16 protein-coding genes are annotated in these 17,751 nt (G+C 65.9%); 11 read left to right on the top strand and 5 right to left on the bottom strand.

Annotation, left to right across the window (positions count from 1 at the left end; all coding sequences use genetic code 11):
- Positions 1–61: 61 nt before the first annotated feature.
- Together PSEMAI1_RS0118010 and PSEMAI1_RS0118005 are read left to right on the top strand one after the other, a co-directional pair.
- A complete protein-coding gene (locus tag PSEMAI1_RS0118010; protein WP_024304209.1) occupies positions 62–523 on the top strand; it encodes a hypothetical protein in 462 nt (153 codons plus the stop codon).
- A gap of 159 nt (positions 524–682) precedes the next feature.
- Positions 683–1,687: a YncE family protein gene (locus PSEMAI1_RS0118005; RefSeq protein WP_024304208.1), complete on the top strand. Its 1,005-nt coding sequence runs from the start codon at positions 683–685 to the stop codon at positions 1,685–1,687.
- Here the strand turns inward: PSEMAI1_RS0118005 and PSEMAI1_RS0118000 are convergent.
- Complete coding sequence (locus tag PSEMAI1_RS0118000) at positions 1,684–2,247, bottom strand: gamma carbonic anhydrase family protein (RefSeq protein WP_024304207.1); 564 nt, start codon at positions 2,245–2,247, stop codon at positions 1,684–1,686. The two genes, PSEMAI1_RS0118005 and PSEMAI1_RS0118000, sit on opposite strands and share 4 nt — an antisense overlap.
- 211 nt (positions 2,248–2,458) lie before the next feature.
- On the opposite strand from PSEMAI1_RS0118000, the gene PSEMAI1_RS0117995 reads away from it, so the two are divergent.
- From PSEMAI1_RS0117995 to fusA, 4 genes are all read left to right on the top strand, one after another.
- Positions 2,459–4,498, top strand: a complete 2,040-nt coding sequence (locus PSEMAI1_RS0117995) for a M3 family metallopeptidase (RefSeq protein ID WP_024304206.1) — start codon at positions 2,459–2,461, stop codon at positions 4,496–4,498.
- A gap of 219 nt (positions 4,499–4,717) precedes the next feature.
- The gene (locus tag PSEMAI1_RS0117990) at positions 4,718–6,406 is read left to right on the top strand and encodes a phosphoethanolamine transferase (protein WP_232219946.1); all 1,689 of its coding nucleotides are present in this window, start codon (positions 4,718–4,720) and stop codon (positions 6,404–6,406) included.
- A 93-nt stretch (positions 6,407–6,499) separates the two neighbouring features.
- A complete protein-coding gene (gene xth, locus PSEMAI1_RS0117985) occupies positions 6,500–7,273 on the top strand; it encodes an exodeoxyribonuclease III (protein WP_024304204.1) in 774 nt (257 codons plus the stop codon).
- A gap of 420 nt (positions 7,274–7,693) precedes the next feature.
- Positions 7,694–9,739 (top strand): elongation factor G, encoded by a 2,046-nt coding sequence (gene fusA, locus PSEMAI1_RS0117975; protein WP_024304203.1) that lies wholly within the window; start codon positions 7,694–7,696, stop codon positions 9,737–9,739.
- 243 nt (positions 9,740–9,982) lie between these two features.
- Here fusA and PSEMAI1_RS0117970 read toward each other — a convergent pair whose 3' ends face one another.
- Together PSEMAI1_RS0117970 and PSEMAI1_RS0117965 are read right to left on the bottom strand one after the other, a co-directional pair.
- Positions 9,983–10,762 carry a ferredoxin--NADP reductase gene (locus tag PSEMAI1_RS0117970; protein WP_024304202.1) on the bottom strand — a complete coding sequence of 260 codons (780 nt, stop codon included), beginning with the start codon at positions 10,760–10,762 and terminating at the stop codon, positions 9,983–9,985.
- A gap of 177 nt (positions 10,763–10,939) precedes the next feature.
- Positions 10,940–11,878, bottom strand: coding sequence for a LysR family transcriptional regulator (locus tag PSEMAI1_RS0117965; RefSeq protein ID WP_024304201.1), 939 nt, complete (start codon positions 11,876–11,878; stop codon positions 10,940–10,942).
- Positions 11,879–11,997: 119 nt separating this feature from the next.
- On the opposite strand from PSEMAI1_RS0117965, the gene PSEMAI1_RS0117960 reads away from it, so the two are divergent.
- Genes PSEMAI1_RS0117960 through PSEMAI1_RS0117950 form a run of 3 tightly spaced genes read left to right on the top strand, consistent with a single transcriptional unit; the run spans position 11,998 to position 14,156 of the window.
- Entirely contained in the window at positions 11,998–12,366 is a 369-nt protein-coding gene (locus tag PSEMAI1_RS0117960) for a DoxX family protein (RefSeq protein ID WP_029770820.1), read from the top strand.
- A gap of 22 nt (positions 12,367–12,388) precedes the next feature.
- Positions 12,389–13,249, top strand: a complete 861-nt coding sequence (locus tag PSEMAI1_RS0117955; RefSeq protein ID WP_369793189.1) for a pirin family protein — start codon at positions 12,389–12,391, stop codon at positions 13,247–13,249.
- Positions 13,250–13,274: 25 nt separating this feature from the next.
- Positions 13,275–14,156, top strand: a complete 882-nt coding sequence (locus PSEMAI1_RS0117950) for a pirin family protein (RefSeq protein ID WP_024304198.1) — start codon at positions 13,275–13,277, stop codon at positions 14,154–14,156.
- Between the two features lie 570 nt (positions 14,157–14,726).
- On the opposite strand, the gene PSEMAI1_RS0117945 is transcribed toward PSEMAI1_RS0117950, so the two are convergent.
- Together PSEMAI1_RS0117945 and PSEMAI1_RS0117940 are read right to left on the bottom strand one after the other, a co-directional pair.
- The gene (locus PSEMAI1_RS0117945; protein WP_024304197.1) at positions 14,727–15,770 is read right to left on the bottom strand and encodes a glycosyltransferase family 1 protein; all 1,044 of its coding nucleotides are present in this window, start codon (positions 15,768–15,770) and stop codon (positions 14,727–14,729) included.
- Positions 15,758–16,600 carry a UDP-2,3-diacylglucosamine diphosphatase gene (locus tag PSEMAI1_RS0117940; RefSeq protein ID WP_024304196.1) on the bottom strand — a complete coding sequence of 281 codons (843 nt, stop codon included), beginning with the start codon at positions 16,598–16,600 and terminating at the stop codon, positions 15,758–15,760. The genes PSEMAI1_RS0117945 and PSEMAI1_RS0117940 overlap by 13 nt, the downstream gene beginning before the upstream one ends.
- Positions 16,601–16,797: 197 nt before the next feature.
- On the opposite strand from PSEMAI1_RS0117940, the gene PSEMAI1_RS0117935 reads away from it, so the two are divergent.
- Both PSEMAI1_RS0117935 and PSEMAI1_RS0117930 read left to right on the top strand, forming a co-directional pair.
- Positions 16,798–17,067: a PepSY domain-containing protein gene (locus tag PSEMAI1_RS0117935; RefSeq protein ID WP_024304195.1), complete on the top strand. Its 270-nt coding sequence runs from the start codon at positions 16,798–16,800 to the stop codon at positions 17,065–17,067.
- Positions 17,068–17,191: 124 nt separating this feature from the next.
- The gene (locus PSEMAI1_RS0117930; RefSeq protein WP_024304194.1) at positions 17,192–17,746 is read left to right on the top strand and encodes a cytochrome b/b6 domain-containing protein; all 555 of its coding nucleotides are present in this window, start codon (positions 17,192–17,194) and stop codon (positions 17,744–17,746) included.
- The last annotated feature ends 5 nt before the right edge of the window (positions 17,747–17,751 follow it).

Raw genomic sequence — 17,751 nt, 5'->3', positions numbered from 1 at the left:
GGCGCAGGACGATGCTTTCCCTGCCGACTATCCGACCGCGTCACCACCAAGGAGTCTCACCATGAAAAAGTCGATCGTTGTCGCCGCCGTCACCGCTTTGCCGTTGTTCGCCATTCAGGCCTGGGCAAACGAGGCCCATCATCCGGAGCAGGCCAAGCCTTCGTCCGCGCAGTTGATCAAGACGGCGGGCAAGCAGGCGGCGCCCGCCACCCCGGCACAGTCCGCCATGCCGCCGATGAAGCAGATGGACGAGCACATGAAGAAAATGCAGGAGATGCGCGACAAGATGATGGCCGCCAAGACCCCGGAAGAACGCCAGAAGCTGATGGATGAGCAGATGAAGCTGATGCAGGAAGGTATGGCCATGTCGAAAGGCATGGGCGGCATGATGGGGCAGCGCGGCATGGGCATGATGGGCGACCAGATGGGCCAAAACATGATGATGAAACGCATGGAGATGATGGAAATGATGATGCAGATGATGATGGACCGCGAGGCTGGGCGCATGCCAATGAAGCCCTGACGGCCCGAAGCTGACTGCCGCTCACGCTGATGGGTGGCGGTCTCTACACAGGCCACGCGGCGGTGCAAGCTGCCTGTCGCGGCAACCAGCCGGACCCCTCCTTAGTCGGGAGGCTTCTGGGTGCCCTCTTATTCATTTGTATTGTCGGAGTATCGACACATGTTCCCAATCCGATTCACCTTGCTGGCTAGTGCACTCCTCTTGATGGGCGGTACGGTCCTGGCGGGACCCAGCGGCACCGTGTTCACCGCCAACGAGCGCGGCGCTTCGCTCAGTGCGGTGCGGCTGGAGGACGGCAGTATCCGTACCATCCCGCTCGATATCGAGCCGCATAATGTGCAGATTACCCCGGACGGCACCGCCCTGCTGGCGGTGGGCATGAACGCCCATGCCGGCCATCACGGCGATGCGGCCGAGGCCGGGCAACTGTTGGTGTTCGATGCCAACGGCCTGGAACGGCCGCGCTTCGCCCTGCCGGCCGGCAGCCATCCGGCGCACGTGGTGAGCGACGCCACCGGCCGCTTCGCCTTCGTCTCCGACTCGGGCGCCAATGCCGTGTTGGTGTTCGATCTGACCAGCCAAGCCAAGGTGGGGTCGATCGGCACCGGCCGCTACCCGCACGGTTTGCGGCTGAGCCCGGACGGCAAGGAGCTCTACGTCGCCAACATGAAGGACGGCAGCGTGTCGGTGATCGACGTCGAGCAGCGAGCGGAGAGCGCGCGCATCGCCGTCGGGCGCGGTCCGGTGCAAGTGGGGTTCTCCCCCGATGGGAAACAGGTCTACGTCTCGCTCAGCGCCGAGAACAAGGTCGGGGTGATCGACCGCGCGCGGCGCCGGCTGGTCGGCAAGGTCGCGGTCGGCCGCCTGCCGGTGCAGCTCTTCGCCACGCCGGACGGCCGCCAGCTCTACGTCGCCAACCAGGGTACGACCGCGGCCCCCGACAACCGTGTCTCGGTCATCGACCCGGCCACGCGCCGGCTCGTCGCCACGCTTACCGTCGGCAAGGGCGCGCACGGCGTGGCTATCAGCCAAGACGGTGGCTACGCCTTCGTCAGCAATATCGAGGACGGCACCTTTTCCGTCATCGACACCGCCACCCGGAAGGTGGTGGCCACCCACACCGTCGGGGCCGGCCCGAACGGCATCAGCTACCGGGCGCCTTAGCCCTCGGCGCCGTCGCAGTCGTCCAGCGCCTGCTGGTGTTTCACCGCCAGGCGCTGGTAGTGCTCGGCCGAGTACTTCAGGAAGGCGATTTCCTTGTCGCTGAGGCGGCGCACCTGCTTCACCGGGTTGCCGAGATAGAGGTGGCCCGACTCCAGCACCTTGCCCGGCGGCACCAGGCTGCCGGCGCCGATCATCACCTGGTGCTGGATCACCGCGCGGTCGAGCACGGTGCTGCCGATGCCCACCAGCACCTCGTCGCCGATGGTGCAGCCGTGCAGCGTGACGTGGTGGCCGATGGTGACGTTCTCGCCGATCACTAGCGGCGCGCCCAGCGGGTCCTCGTCGCGCTTGTGGCTGACGTGCAGCATGGCGAAGTCCTGCACATTGCTGCCGGCGCCGATGCTGATGCTGTTGACGTCGCCACGGATCACGGCACAGGGCCAGACCGAGGCGCGCTCGCCCAGCGTCACCTCGCCGATCACCACGGCGGACGGGTCGACGAAGCAGGAGTCGGGAACATGCGGAGTGTGGCCGTCGTAGCGGCGGATATTGCGATTCATCGGAACGTCCTCATCTAGAAACGATCATTATGATACAGGGGCTCCTCGCAAAACCTCAGCTTCCGCGCATGATCCGGCGCGCATGGACCGTTTCGGCATGGCATGTCCTTGATGGACAAGGCGAAATATTCCATGGGCAATGCAGCATGCCGGCGAAGAGGAGACGATACCGAGGTGTCCATCAGCCGAACCCTCCAAGGATGCCATGCCCATGAGCCAGAATCCGCTGCTCGATTTCTCCGGTCTGCCGCGCTTCGCCGAGATCACCCCAGCCCACATCACCCCGGCCGTCGAACAACTGCTGGCCGACGCGCGCGCCACCGTGGCCCGGCTCACCGCCGACAGCGCCGCGCCGAGCTGGGACAACTTCGTCGAGCCGCTGACCGACGCCACCGAGAAGCTGTCGCGCGCCTGGGGCGTGGTCGGCCACCTCAACGCCGTGGTCAACACGCCGGAACTGCGCGATGCCTACAACGCCAACATCCCGGCCGTGTCGGCGTTCTGGACCGAACTGGGCCAGAACCTGGCGCTGTTCGCGCGCTTCAAAGCCCTGGCCGAGCAGCCCGAGTACACCGGCTACAACGCCGCCAAAAAGAAGATCATCGCCAACGACCTGCGCGACTTCCGCCTCTCCGGCGCCGAACTGCCCGAGGCCGAGAAGACCCGCTTCGCCGCGATCCAGACGCGCATGGCCGAGCTCTCGGCCCAGTTCGAGCAGCACGTGCTCGACGCCACCGACGCCTTCAGCCTGTACGTGACCGACAAGACCGAACTCTCCGGCCTGCCCGACGACGTGGTGGCGATGCTGGCCGAGATGGCCAAGGCCGACGAGCGCGCAGGCTACAAGCTCAACCTGCAGTTCCCCTGCTACCTGCCGGTGATGCAGTACGCCGACAATCGCGAACTGCGCCGCCAGCTGTACGACGCCTACGTGATGCGCGCGTCCGAGTTCGGTCCGGCCGAGCTCGACAACACCCCGGTGATCCGCGAGAAGTTGCAGCTCGCGCGTGAAGAGGCCCATCTGCTCGGCTTCGCCAACTTCGGCGAGCTGTCGCTGGCCACCAAGATGGCCGAGACGCCGGACCAGGTGATCGATTTCCTGCGCGACCTGGCGCGCCGCGCCAAGCCGTTCGCGCAGCGCGACCGCGCCGAACTGGAAGCCTTCGCGCGCGATGAGCTCGGTCTCGACACGCTGGAAGCGTGGGACCTCGCCTACGCCGCCGAGAAGCTGCGTGTGGCGCGCTACGCCTTCTCCGACCAGGAAGTGAAGCAATACTTCCCCGAGCCGCGCGTGCTGGCCGGGCTATTCGGCGTGGTCGACACGCTCTATGGGGTGACGGTGCAGGAAAGCCAGGCGCCGACCTGGCACAAGGACGTGCGCTTCTTCGACATCGTCAAGGACGGCACCGTCATCGGCAGCTTCTATTTCGACCTCTACGCGCGCGAGGGCAAGCGCTCCGGCGCCTGGATGGACGACGCGCGCGGCCGCCGCGTGCGCCACGGCGCGCTGCAGACGCCGGTGGCCTACCTCACCTGCAACTTCAGCCGTCCGGTCGGCGACAAGCCGGCGCTGTTCACCCACGACGAAGTCACCACGCTATTCCACGAATTCGGCCACGGCCTGCACCACATGCTGACCCAGGTCGACGAACTGGGCGTGGCCGGCATCAACGGCGTGGAATGGGACGCGGTCGAGCTGCCGTCGCAGTTCATGGAGAACTTCTGCTGGGAATGGGACGTGCTGCAGGGCATGACCGCCCACGTCGAGACCGGCGTGCCGCTGCCGCGCGAGCTGTTCGACAAGATGCTGGCCGCCAAGAACTTCCAGAGCGGCATGCAGACCGTGCGCCAGCTCGAGTTCGCGCTGTTCGACATGCTGCTCTACACCGCCTTCGACGCCGAACACGGCGACTGGCTGGAGCTGCTGGCCAAGGTGCGCGAGGAGGTGGCGGTGAACTTCCCGCCGGAATACAACCGCTTCCCCAACAGCTTCGGCCACATCTTCGCCGGCGGCTACGCGGCGGGCTACTACAGCTACAAGTGGGCGGAAGTGCTGTCGGCCGACGCCTACGCGGCCTTCGAGGAAGCCGGCGGCGCCAACCCCGACACCGGCCGCCGCTTCTGGAACGAGATCCTCGCCGTCGGCGGTTCGCGCCCGGCGCTGGAGTCGTTCCGCGCCTTCCGCGGCCGCGACCCGCAGATCGACGCGCTGCTGCGCCATTCCGGCATGGTGGAGACGGCGCCGCTCTGAGCGGCGGGCAGGAACCACCGGCAGGCATCCCGGCTCTAATCAAGGCTCTCAGGGCAACCCGAGCAGCAAGCGACCAGACCCTATCCTGTCCCCCTGGCAGGGTAGACGCGTCTGTTGGCCCCCGTTCCATCGATGGGGGCCTTTTTCGTATCGGCAGGAAACGGTTGCCTGGGCAGTGGCAAGGGCTCGTTAAGATTGGGCTAAGGCAAGCAGGGTAGCGTGACGGCCTCCGAGTCTCTCGGCCGTCCGCTGCGGATGGCCGCTTTTCGTGTGGGTGCCGCCGCCATGACCCTGTTCCGACCACTGCGCGCCGAGCGCATGACGCTGCTGCTGTCGCTGGCATTGCTGGCGTTCTACAACGTGCCGTTCTGGCGCGAGATGGGCCGCATCACCGCCGGCTTGGGCGGGCACGGCCCGGTGCTCCAGGCCGAAGCCTTCGTGCTGCTCCTGGCCTTCTTCAACCTGGTGCTGACCCTGCTGGCCTGGCCCTACGTGTTCAAGCCGGTGATGACGGCGCTGCTGCTGACCACGGCCTTTGCCAGCTATTTCATGAACCAGTACGGGATCATGATCGACATGCACATGATCCAGAACGTGTTCCAGACCGACCCGGCGGAAACGCGCGACCTCATCACCGTCAAGATGGGGTTGTTCGCGCTCGGGCTGGGGGCCATGCCGGCGGCCTGGCTGTGGAAGACGCCGATCGCCTATCGCCCGCCGCTGCGCGAACTGGGAGTGCGGCTGGTGGCGCTGCTGGTGAGCGTGGCGGTGCTGCTGGGCGTGGTGTTCTTCGCCTACCAGGACTTTGCCTCCCTGTTCCGCAACAACCGCCAGCTGCGCTTCATCGTCACCCCGAGCAACTACCTCCAGGCCACCAACAGCTATTTGCGCCACGTGGCCGACAGCGGCCCGGCAGTGGTGACGCCGCAGGGCACCGATGCCAAGAAGGCGCCGTCCTGGGCTGCGCATACACGCAAGACCGTGCTGGTGGTGGTGGTCGGCGAAACCGCCCGTGCCGACCATTTCGCCCTCAACGGCTACCCGCGCGATACCAACCCGCAGCTCTCCAAGCAGGCCGGGCTGCTCAATTTCACCAACGTGCACTCCTGCGGTACCGAAACCGCGGTGTCGGTGCCGTGCATGTTCTCCAACCTCGGGCGCGAGCATTACGCCGGCGACGTGGCGGAAAAACAGGAGAACCTGCTCGACGTGCTCAAGCACGCCGGCTTCGACATCCTCTGGCGCGACAACAACTCCGGCTGCAAGGGGGTGTGCAACCGGGTCCAGTATGAAGACCTGGCCAATCTCCAGAAGCCCGGGCTGTGCGACGACGGCGAATGCTACGACGACGTGCTGCTCGACGGCCTGAAGCAGCGCCTGCAGGCCCTGCAGCGCGACAGCGTGATCGTGCTGCACCAGAAGGGCAGCCACGGGCCGGCCTACTACAAGCGCTATCCCAAGGAGTTCGAGCAATTCACTCCGGTGTGCCGCACCAGCGAGCTGAGCCAGTGCTCGCAGCAGGACATCGTCAACGGCTTCGACAACACCATCCGCTACACCGATCACATGCTGTCCGGATTGATCGACCTGCTGCGCGCCAACGGTGGCATCAATAGCGGCATGATCTACCTGTCCGACCACGGCGAATCGCTGGGCGAAAACAACGTCTACCTGCACGGCATGCCCTATCTGTTCGCGCCGGAAGCGCAGAAGCACATCCCGGCGCTGATGTGGTTCTCCGACGGCTTCCGGAAGGAGCTCGGCGTCGATACCCGCTGCCTGGCGGCGAAGAAGGACCAGCCCTGGTCGCAGGACAACCTGTTCCACTCGGTGCTCGGCGTGCTCGGGGTCCAGACCCGGGTCTATGACGGCAAGCTCGACCTGTTCCAGGGGTGCAAGGCAGCGTAAAAACCGGATCATCAACAGGTTCTAAAGGACTGGCCTGACGCGGCATAAGGCGCTACCTTTAGGCCCTTTACCGAAAGTCTGGAGTCCCCCGCCATGCGTCTTGCCACCTGGAACGTCAACTCGCTGAAAGTCCGCCTGCCGCAGGTGCTGCAATGGCTGGCCGAAACCCCGGTCGACGTGCTGTGCCTGCAGGAGCTGAAGATGGACCAGGACGCCTTCCCGCTGGCCGACATCGAGGCCGCCGGCTACCGCGCCGCCTGGTTCGGCCAGAAGACCTATAACGGTGTGGCCATCCTGGCGCGCGACGGCCACACGCTGGACGACGTGGTGCCGGGCATCCCCGGCTACGACGACGAACAGCGCCGCGTCATCGCCGCCACCGTGAACGGCATGCGCGTGATCTGCGCCTACATCGTCAACGGCGAGGCGGTCGATTCCCCCAAGTACCCCTACAAGCTGGCCTGGCTCGCCGAGCTGGAGCGCTATGTGGCCGACGAGCTGACACGCCACCCCCAGCTCGCCCTGCTCGGCGACTACAACATCGCCCCGGAAGACCGTGACGTCTACGACCCGGAAGCGTGGAAAGACCAGGTGCTGTGCTCCGAGCCCGAGCGCGACGCCTTCCGCCGCCTCATCGGCCTCGGCCTGACCGACTCGTTCCGGCTGTTCAACCAGGAAGAGAAGCAATACAGCTGGTGGGACTACCGCGCCATGATGTTCCGCCGCAACCTCGGCCTGCGCATCGACCACATCCTGATCAGCGACGCGCTCAAGGCGCGCGCCACCGAGTGCATCATCGACAAGGCCCCGCGCAAGTGGGAACGCCCGTCCGACCATACCCCGGTGGTGCTGACGCTGGCGGAGTGAGGAGAACACCTCATGGATCAGCTACAAAAAACCTCGATCTTGAAAGAGCGGCATACTCGGGACGGCGAGCTATGCCGGTTCTTCGCCTCGTTCCCTCCCCTCTGACCCTGTCGACACAAGCAAGGTGGGCATATCGAGTTCGCCCACCTTGATCAAGGAATGGTATGCAAGCCGTGGTACAGGAAGACACCAGCGGTTGCGGCATCTCCAGCGTGGCGGAGCTGGCCGGGCAGAGCTATCGGCAGGTGCGACGCGTGGCCGGCGAGCTGGGCATCGACGTGCAGGACCCGCGATTGTGGTCCGACACCGTTCACGTGCTTTGCCCCCATCGCCCGTCCTCGCCCTTGCCTTCTCAACGCCGGGCTACCCCTCCTCGCGGCAGGCTCTATACTTCGAGCACTCGCATGCTAGGAGACTGTCATGTCGGATTACCCGGTTGAAGCCATCCGCACGGTTGCCCTGGTCGGGCATGGTGACAGCGGCAAGACGACGCTGGCCGAGGCACTTCTCTACAAGAGCGGGGCGATCACCTCGGCGGGCACGGTGGAGCGTGGCGATACGGTGTGCGATTTCGACCCGCTGGAGCGCGACTACCGCCATTCCCTGTCCTCGGCGCTGGCGCATTTCGGTTACGGCGGCGCCGAGATCCGCCTGATCGACACCCCGGGGTTTCACGACTTCATCGGCCAGGCGATTCCGGCGCTGGCGGCGGTGGAGACGGCGCTGGTGGTGGTCAACGCGCAGAACGGCATCGAACTCTCCACGCGCCGCATGATGGATTGGGCGGGCGAGCGCGGGCTATGCCGCATGATCGTGGTCAACAAGATCGACGCCGAGCGGGTCGACCTGCCGGGTCTGCTGGCCCAGCTGCGCGAGGCCTTCGGCAAGGAGGTGCTGCCGATCAACCTGCCGGCCGACGGCGCCCGCCGTGTGGTCGACTGCTTCTTCAACCCGGCCGGCGAGGCCGATTTTTCTTCGGTGGCCGAGGCGCACCAGGCGCTGGTCGACCAAGTGGTCGAAGTCGACGAGGAGCTGATGGCGCGCTACCTGGAGCAGGGCGAGGTCACGCCGGAAGAGCTGCACGCACCGCTCGAACGCGCGTTGCGCGAGGGGCATCTGATTCCGCTGTGCTTCGTGTCGGCGCGCAGCGGCGCCGGCGTGACCGAGCTGCTCGAGGTGCTGGCGCGGCTGGCACCGAACCCCACCGAGGGCAACCCGCCGTTGTTCTACAAGGGCGAGGGCGACGCGGCGGTGGCCTTCCGCTCCGAGCCCGACCCGGCGCGTCACGTGCTCGCCCACGTGTTCAAGGTGGTGATGGACCCGTTCGTCGGCAAGCTCGGCATATTCCGCGTGCACCAGGGCACGGTCACGCGCGACACGCAGCTGTTCGTCGGCGACGGCAAGAAGCCGTTCAAGGTCGGCCACCTGCTGCGCCTGCAGGGCAAGCGTTATGACGAGGTCGAGCGGCTGATTCCCGGCGACTTCGGGGCGGTGGCCAAGGTTGACGAGATCGAGTTCGACGCGGTCCTGCACGACTCGCACGACGAGGACCACATCCACCTCAAGCCGCTGGTGTTCCCGGTGCCGATGCAGGGGCTGGCCATCGAGCCCAAGCGGCGCGGCGACGAGCAGCGCATCACCGAGGTGTTGCAGCGTCTGGTGGCCGAGGACCCGTGCGTCAAGGTCGATTATCACCCGGCCACTCACGAGACGGTGCTGCGCGGCATGGGCGAGCTGCACCTGCGCTACCTGCTCGATCGCATGGCTGGCGGCTTCAAGCTGGAAGTCGAGACCCGGCCGCCGCGCGTGCCCTACCGCGAAACCATCACCCGCCAGGCCGAGGGGCACCATCGCCACAAGAAGCAGAGCGGCGGCGCCGGCCAGTTCGGCGAGGTGTTCCTGCGCATCGAACCGTTGCCGCGCGGGGCCGGCTTCGAGTTCGTCGACGTGGTGAAGGGCGGGGTGATTCCGGGACAGTTCATCCCCTCGGTGGAAAAGGGCGTGCGCTCGGTGCTGACGGCGGGGCCGCTGGCCGGCTACCCGGTCGAGGACGTCCGGGTGACGGTGTACGACGGCAAGAGCCACTCGGTGGACTCCAAGGACGTGGCCTTCCAGGCTGCCGGACGGCGCGCGATGCTGGCGGCGTTGCAGGCGGCAGGGGGCATCGTGCTGGAGCCGATCGTGGCGATCGAGATCACCGCGCCCGAGGCCAAGCTCGGCGATCTCACCGCCGACCTCACCGGGCGGCGCGGACAGGTGACCGGCACCGAGCCGCTGACCCAAGGCCTGACGCTGATCCGCGGGCAGGTGCCGCTGGCCGAGCTGGAGGGCTATGCGGGACGGCTCAAGTCGATCACCGCCGGGCAGGGGGCGTATACGCTGGTGTTGAGCCACTACGATCCGGTGCCGCACGAGGTGCAGCAGCGGCTGGCGGCGGGGTACAAGGCGGAGCAGGAGGAAGATTAAGAGCTTGTGAATAAATCTGCTGCGCACCCCCCATCCCGGCCCTGTGATGCTCGCCGTACCATTTGTACGGCTGTGCTTCTCGCACCGCCTGGGGGCGCGGCGATGACCGCAGGGAATCCCTGTGGGACGATTTCTTTCACAAGCTCTGAGCGTGCGAAATGATGCATTTGCCCGTTCAGATGACAAAACAGCCCAGCTGGTGCAAACCAAGCTGGGCTGTTTCTATGGCCTTGCGGCCGGGGCTTACTTCTCGACGAAGGCGCGCTCGATGGCGTAGTCGCCCGGTTCGCCCATGCGCGGCGATTCCTTGAAGCCCAGGTCGTCCAGAATCTTGCAGGTGTCTTCCAGCATCGCCGGGCTGCCGCACAGCAGCGCGCGGTCGGTCTGCGGGTTGAGCTGCGGCAGGCCGATGTCGGCGGCGAGCTTGCCGTTCACGATCAGGTCGGTCAGGCGGCCCTGGTTGTGGAACGGGTCGCGCGTCACGGTCGGGTAGTAGATCAGCTTCTCTTTCACCAGCTCGCCCAGGTACTCGTGCTCCGGCAGTTCCTTGGTGATGTAGTCGTAGTAGCCCAGCTCGCTCACCCAGCGCACGCCGTGCACCAGCACGATCTTCTCGTAGCGGTCGTAGACTTCCGGGTCCTTGATGATGGACATGAACGGCGCCAGGCCGGTACCGGTGGAGAGCAGGTACAGGTGCTTGGCGTTCGGCAGCAGGTTGTCCTGCACCAGGGTGCCGGTCGGCTTGCCGGAGATCACCACGTTGTCGCCCGGCTTGATGCTCTGCAGGCGCGAGGTCAGCGGGCCGTTCGGCACCTTGATCGAATAGAACTCGAGGTGTTCTTCCCAGTTGGCGCTGGCGACGGAGTAGGCACGGATCAGCGGCTTGCCGTTGACTTCCAGACCGATCATCACGAACTGACCGTTGATGAAGCGCAGGCCCGGGTCGCGGGTGCAGGTGAAGCTGAAGAGGGTGTCGTTCCAGTGGTGAACGCTAAGGACTTTTTCGGAAGTCAGAGTCGCCATGTGCCAGTCCGTCAAAAAACATGAAGGGAAGAATGAGCGGCATTCTACACTGTTGTTCTATAACTGTTTTGTACTGATATCTTCTGTTTTTATAGAAAAATGATATATGTCAGGATTTTCGCGGAAATATGCCGCTTTGGGACGGGATATTGCCAAAAAACGGAGGAATCGTGGTGCTTATGCTGTGTTGCTATTTTGTCTTGCGGTCTTTCCATTCTGTTGCGATAGGTGCTGTTGCACCGCCTGGCGCAGGCCGTCGGCCAGATAGCGCGTGGCGGGGCCGGCCGCCTCGGGGGCGGCGTTGACCAGGTAGAGCGAACTCTTGCGCTGCCGGCCCTGCGCCAGCTGCAGCGGGAGCAGGCGGCCGTCGGCCAGTTGCGGGCGGATGCGGTGTTCCGGCAGCCAGCCATAGGCCAGGCCGGCACTGACCACGTCGAGCGCGGTGTGCGGGCTGCTCACGGTCCAGCGCTGGCTGGCGCCGAGCCAGCCCTCGTCGCGCGGCTGGCGCGTGCCGGAGTCGCGTACCACCACTTGCGGATAGTGGCGCAGTTCGTCGCCGCCGAGCGGGTGCCCCGCCGCCAGCAAGGGGTGGCCGGGCGCGGCCACCGCGACGAAGGTGGCGTCCATCAGCCAGTCGCCCATGAAGCCGGCCGGCACCCGGGTGACGATGGCCAGTTCCACCGCGCCGGAGTAGAGCGCGTCGTCGGCGCCCGACATCACCACCTCGTGCACCTGCAGCCGGGTGTCGGGGCAGTGGCCGGCGAAGGCGGCCAGCGCGCACAGCAGGGCGTCGGTGGGAAACAGGCTGTCCACCGCCAGCCGGACCTCGGCTTCCCAGCCGGCGTCCAGCGCGCGGGCGCGCGCCTCGAGCCGCAGCGCGGCCTCGATCAGCGGGGTGGCTTCGCGCAGCAGCGCGGCCCCGGCGGCGGTCAGCTTCATGCGCCGTCCTTCCGCTTCCAGCAGGCTGATGCCGAGCTGTTCCTGCAGCCGCGCCACGTTGTAGCTGACGGCCGACTGGCTGCGTTTCAGCACGCTGGCGGCCTGGGCGAAACCGCCGTGTTCGACGATGGCTTGCAGCACGCGCCATTGTTCCAGCGAGGTGCGGGGGAGGTTCATTGATCGAATAAATGGATGTGTTGACGCTTGATTTTGCGCTTTTTTATCAAAAAAATCATGCCAATAATGCAGCACATGAGATGGAACCGCTCCGTGTCAACCACCCTCTGGAGAATGTCATGAACAAACTGGTCCTGATCGTTTCCCGCGTGCTGCTGGCGCAGCTTTTCATCGTTTCCGGCTTCGGCAAGATCGGTGGTTACGCCGGAACCCAAGGCTACATGGAGTCGATGGGCGTACCGGGGGCCTTGCTGCCGCTGGTGATCCTGGTGGAACTGGGGGGCGGTCTCTTGCTGGTGGCCGGTTTGTTCACCCGCTGGGCGGCACTGGCGCTGGCGGGCTTCAGCATCGCTGCCGCGCTGATCTTCCACACCCATTTCGCCGAGCAGATGCAGATGATCATGTTCATGAAGAACCTGTCGATCGCCGGTGGCCTGCTGTTGCTGGGCTTCCCCGAGGCGCTGACGGCCGGCAAGCCGGCGCGTTGAACCGCTATTGTTTGAGGAGTTGATGATGATTTCCACCTCTTTTGCCAGCCGCGATGTCGAACGGCTGGTTCAGGGCACCCCGGTGTCCGACGGCGCCGGCGTGAAGCTGCTGCGCGTGTTGACGCAGGATCTGCAGCGCCGGCTCGACCCGTTCCTGATGCTGGACGAGTTCCGTTCGGACAATCCGGACGACTACATCGCCGGCTTTCCCGACCATCCCCACCGCGGCTTCGAGACGGTGACCTACATGCTGGCCGGGCGCATGCGCCACCGCGACAGCACCGGCGGCGAGGGAGTGCTGGCGTCGGGCGGCGTGCAGTGGATGACCGCCGGGCGTGGCATCGTGCATTCGGAACTGCCGGAGCAGGAGGACGGCCTGATGCACGGCTTCCAGCTATGGCTGAACCTGCCGTCGGACCAGAAAATGGGCACGCCAGGCTACCGCGACATCCCGGCCGGCTCGATTCCGCGCTATACCGCCGCTGGCGGGGTCGAGGTGCAGGTGATCGCCGGCGCGGCCGACGGCGTGGCGGGGGCGGTGGAGCGGCCGGTGACGCTGCCGCTCTATCTGGATATCCACCTGCCGGCCGGCAGCACGCACGAGGTGACGATTGCCGAAGGCCACAACGCCTTCGTCTACGTCTATCAGGGCGCAGCCGGCATCGGCGAGCACGGACGCGCAGTGCATGAGCGGCAGATGGCGATCCTCGACAACCATCCGGGCCGCGGCGGGGTGGCGCTGGCCAGCGCCGAGGGCGCCCGGCTGCTGGTGGTCGCTGGCCGTCCGCTGCACGAGCCGATCGCGCAATGGGGGCCGTTCGTGATGAACACCCGCGAGGAGGTCGAGGCGGCCATCGACGATTTCCGCCACGGCCGGTTCTGATCTGTCGCCCGGGAGGGAGCATGCCATGAGTGCCATTCGTTACCTGATCGACCCCGCCGTCGCCGACGTCGGCTTCCCGGTGCAGCGGTTGCTGCCGGCTGCCGTGACGCCGGCGGTCGGGCCGTTCGTGTTCCTCGACCACATGGGGCCGGCGCGGTTCGCCGCCGCGACCACCGCCGGTGACGTGCGGCCGCACCCGCATATCGGGCTTGCCACGGTGACCTATCTGTTTTCCGGCGCGATGATGCACCGCGACAGCCTGGGCAGCGTGCAGCGCATCGAGCCGGGGGCGGTCAACCTGATGGCGGCCGGGCGCGGCATCGTCCACTCCGAGCGGGTGCCGGAAGATATCCGTGCCGCCGGTGCGGCGGTCGAGGGCATGCAGATGTGGCTGGCGCTGCCCAAGGCCTTGGAGGACATGGCGCCGGAGTTCCTGCACTACCCGGAAGAGGTGCTGCCGCAGCGGGAAGCGAGAGGCGTCTGGCTGCACCTGTTGCTGGGCGAGGCGTTCGGCATGCGCTCGCCGGTGCGCTGCTATTCCGGCACGCTGTTCGCGGCGGCCCGGCTGGGTGCCGGAACGGCCTGGAGTTTCGAGCCGGTGGCGGTGGAACGCGCGGTGTACGTGGTGTCCGGCGCGCTGGCGCTGGATGGCACGCCGGTCGGCGCCGGCCAGCTGGCGGTGTTGGAGCCCGGCGCGACCGTGGTCTTGCAGGCCGGGGAGGCGACGCGGTTGATGCTGCTGGGCGGCGATGCACTCGACGGCCCGCGCTACCTGCACTGGAACTTCGTCTCCAGCCGGCGCGAGGCCATCGTCGCGGCGCGTGAGGCCTGGCAGAACGGCCGCTTCCCGCCGGTGCCGGGCGAGATGGAGTTCATTCCGTTACCGCCGTCGGCGCGCTGGCGTTGAAAGGCTGGGAAACGGAAGAGGGCGCCCCTGTGGGTGCGCCCTCTGCTACGACATAAAGATCAGTGGATACACAAACACGCAATCAACAATGACGCTGTTACAGCTTCCTTACCTCACACCCAGGGCCTCTATCGATGAGGGTGGGTGCGGTCGAGGTCTACCTGCCAAAACGGTATAAAGGGAAAAGAACGATCAACAACACCTTGCTTCCGAACTGAACCACTGGCTACATCGGAAGCGGTTGCGACAAACCCTTGCGGGCATCCCGGACTACGGCTGCTTTACCGGCAACCCTATTCCTCACTACTGGATTAAGTCGTCTGTTCTTTCTCGATTAAACGTCTGGGCGTAATCGGTTGTTTCGGGTTCCTGCATCGGGTAGCGATGCTGGTGGCGCCCTTGGGCAGATCGAAGCCGGTCCGATTTTAGTGCCGACCGGCACTGCCCGCTTTTTGCAGGACGCGTTGAAACAAGGCAAAGCAACCGATTTTTAGCCAATGACGCATCCGTTGCCCTCCTTGTGATGTCCTGTATTTACTATAGCCCTTGTTACGGCCGGGGCAAGGTTCTTCAACGGCTTTCGCTAAGCGCCGGTAGCGGTCGCGTGATCCCTTCCGGGTTGGGGTGCAGATGGCGCTCGAACTGGCGTGCAGCTGCCGCCCACGAGTAGCCTTCCGCCACCCGGCGCACGTGGGCGCGGTCGATCTGCAAGGCTTGCAGGCAGGCCTGGCGCAGGTCGTGGTCGAGCACGCCGGCGCCGCTGTCGCCGACCACATCGAGCGGCCCGGCCACCGGGTAGGCGGCCACCGGTGTGCCGCAGGCCATCGCCTCCAGTAGCACCAGGCCGAAGGTGTCGGTCAGGCTGGGGAACACGAACACGTCGCCGGCGCGGTAGAAGCGCGCCAGTTCCGCTTGCGGGAACACCCCGGCGAAGTACACCTCGGGGTATTCCTTCTTCAGCCGCGGCAGCAGCGGGCCGTCGCCCACCACCCATTTCGCACCCGGCAGGTCGAGCTTGAGGAAGGCTTCGATGTTCTTCTCGACCGCTACCCGGCCGATGTAGACGAAGCGTGGCGGGGCCGATTCGTCGAGCCGGTCGCGCTCGCCCGGGGTGAACAGCGTGGTGTCGACGCCGCGGCTCCACAGCACCACGTTGTTGAAGCCGCGCGCTGCCAGGTCGGCGGCGATCGACGGCGTCGGCACCATCACCGCGCGGGCGGCGTTGTGGAAGCGGCGCATCCAGGCGTAGCTGATGCCCAGCGGCAGCCGGCTGCGGGCCTGGATGTATTCGGGGAAGCGGGTGTGGTAGGCGGTGGTGAAGGCCAGTTTGTGGCGCAGGCAGTAGCGCCGCGCCGCCAGCCCGAGCGGGCCTTCGGTAGCGATGTGGATGGCGTGCGGGGCGAAGCCGGCGATGTGCGCCGCCACGCCACGGTAGGGGCGCAGCGACAGGCGGATGTCGGGGTAGGTCGGGCAGGGCAGGGTGCGGAAGCCGAGGGGGGTGATCATCTCCACCTCGTGGCCGAAGCCTTTCAGCTCGCGCACGGTTTCGGTCAGCGTGCGCACCACGCCGTTGACCTGGGGCTGCCAGGCGTCGGTGACGATCAGGATGCGCATGTGGCCTCCGGGGCTTGTTCAGCGGTGGTCGATGCCGGGGCGGGCGTGGCCTTGGCGGCGTGCTTGCCGAGCAGTTGGGTCCAGAACACCACTTCCAGCCGTCCGTCCGGGTGCTCCACCAGCGCCGAGAGGCTCTCGACCCAGTCGCCGCTGTTGCCGTACAGCACGCCGTCGATGTCCTTTACCTCGGCCTTGTGGATGTGGCCGCACACCACGCCGTCGAAGCCGCGGCGGCGCGCCTCGCCGGCCAGCAGCTGCTCGAAGTCGCTGATGAAGTTCACCGCGTTCTTGACCTTGTGCTTGAGGTACTGCGACAGCGACCAGTACGGCAGGCCGAGCTGGCTGCGTACCCAGTTGTAGCCGCGGTTGAGCTGCAGGATCAGCGTGTACAGGTTGTCGCCGACGTAGGCCAGCCACTTGGCGTGCTGGATCACGCCGTCGAACTCGTCGCCGTGGATCACCAGCAGGCGCTTGCCGTCGGCGGTGTGGTGCTCGGCTTCGCGGCGGATGGCGATACCGCCGAAATCCAGCCCGCCGTACTGGCGTGCCGCCTCGTCGTGGTTGCCCGGCACGTACACCACGCGGGTGCCCTTGCGTGCCTTGCGCAGGATCTTCTGTACCACGTCGTTGTGGCTCTGCTTCCAGTACCAGGATTTGCGCAGCTGCCAGCCGTCGACGATGTCGCCGACCAGGTAGAGGTAGTCGGCGTCGTGGTGGCGCAGGAAGTCGAGGAGATGTTCGGCGCGGCAGCCGGAGGTGCCGAGGTGCACGTCCGAAATCCAGATGGCGCGGTAGCGGTAGGCGCTGGCTTGCAAGGGGGCGGGCGACATGTGACGGTATCCCAGTCCGGATGATGGCCTGATGGTGCACCGCAAACATGACGGCACGGTGAGTGTCCGGTGACGGCTGTGTGACAGTCGGCGGCGTGGGTGAAATAATGACCGCGCTTAAGGCAGGGATAAGTTGCCTCGGGTCAAATGGGTAGCGTCAAGTCGTGAACCCCCACCCTCAACCCGAGGAAACCGCCATGAAAACACTCATCCTGACCGCCCTGCTTGCCGCCGTCGCCGCTCCGGCCGCCTTCGCCGGCGCCAAGTGCGAAGCTCACCCCAAGGATAAATGGATCAAGGAAGCCGACTTCAAGCAGAAGCTGGAAAAAGACGGCTACCAGATCAAGAAATTCAAGGTGGACGGCAATTGCTACGAAATCTACGGCAAGAACAAGGAAGGCAAGAAAGTGGAGATTTATTTCGACACCGTCTCCGGCAAGGCCGTGAAGAGCGAGATCGAGGACTGATGCATCGGGCGTGTCGTCCATGGTTTCCCGCGCCACGCCGGAGCAACCACGGATGGCCCGCCCTGGCGTGCATCGTCGTTACCCCGGCCGCATTGCGCGGCCGTTTTGTTGCAGGGAACACATCATGGACAATCCGTTGCAGTACGAGTCGATCCGGGTATGGGACCGCTTCGTGCGCTTCTTCCACTGGTCGCTGGTGAGCTGCGTGGCGGCCAACCTGCTCCTGCTGGAGGAGGGCGACCCGCCGCACCGCTGGGCGGGCTACCTCGCAGCGGGACTGGTGCTGATGCGCATCGTGTGGGGGTTCGTCGGCAGCCGCCACGCGCGCTTCGCCGATTTCTTCCCCACCCCGGCCCGCCTGGCCGTGCATTGGCGCCTGCTGCGCGAAGGACGCGACGACCCGCACCCCGGACACAACCCGCTCGGCGCGCTGATGATGCTGGCGCTGATGGGACTGGTGCTGGCGCTCGGTGTCACCGGCTACCTGATGGGCGCCGACGCCTACTGGGGCGAGGAATGGCTGGAGGAGCTGCACGAGGGCCTGGCCAATGCCCTGATGGCCTGTGCCGGGCTGCATGTGCTGGGGGCGCTGGCGATGAGCCGGCTGAGTGGCGTCAACCTGGTGCGCGCCATGGTGACCGGCGTCAAGGCGAGGCCGGTGCGGCGCGATTCGCGTTAGAGTGG

The organism is Pseudogulbenkiania sp. MAI-1 (assembly GCF_000527175.1).
GTDB lineage: Bacteria > Pseudomonadota > Gammaproteobacteria > Burkholderiales > Chromobacteriaceae > Pseudogulbenkiania.
Note: the sequence above shows the minus strand (reverse complement) of the source record. Positions and strands in the feature narration are given on the sequence as shown.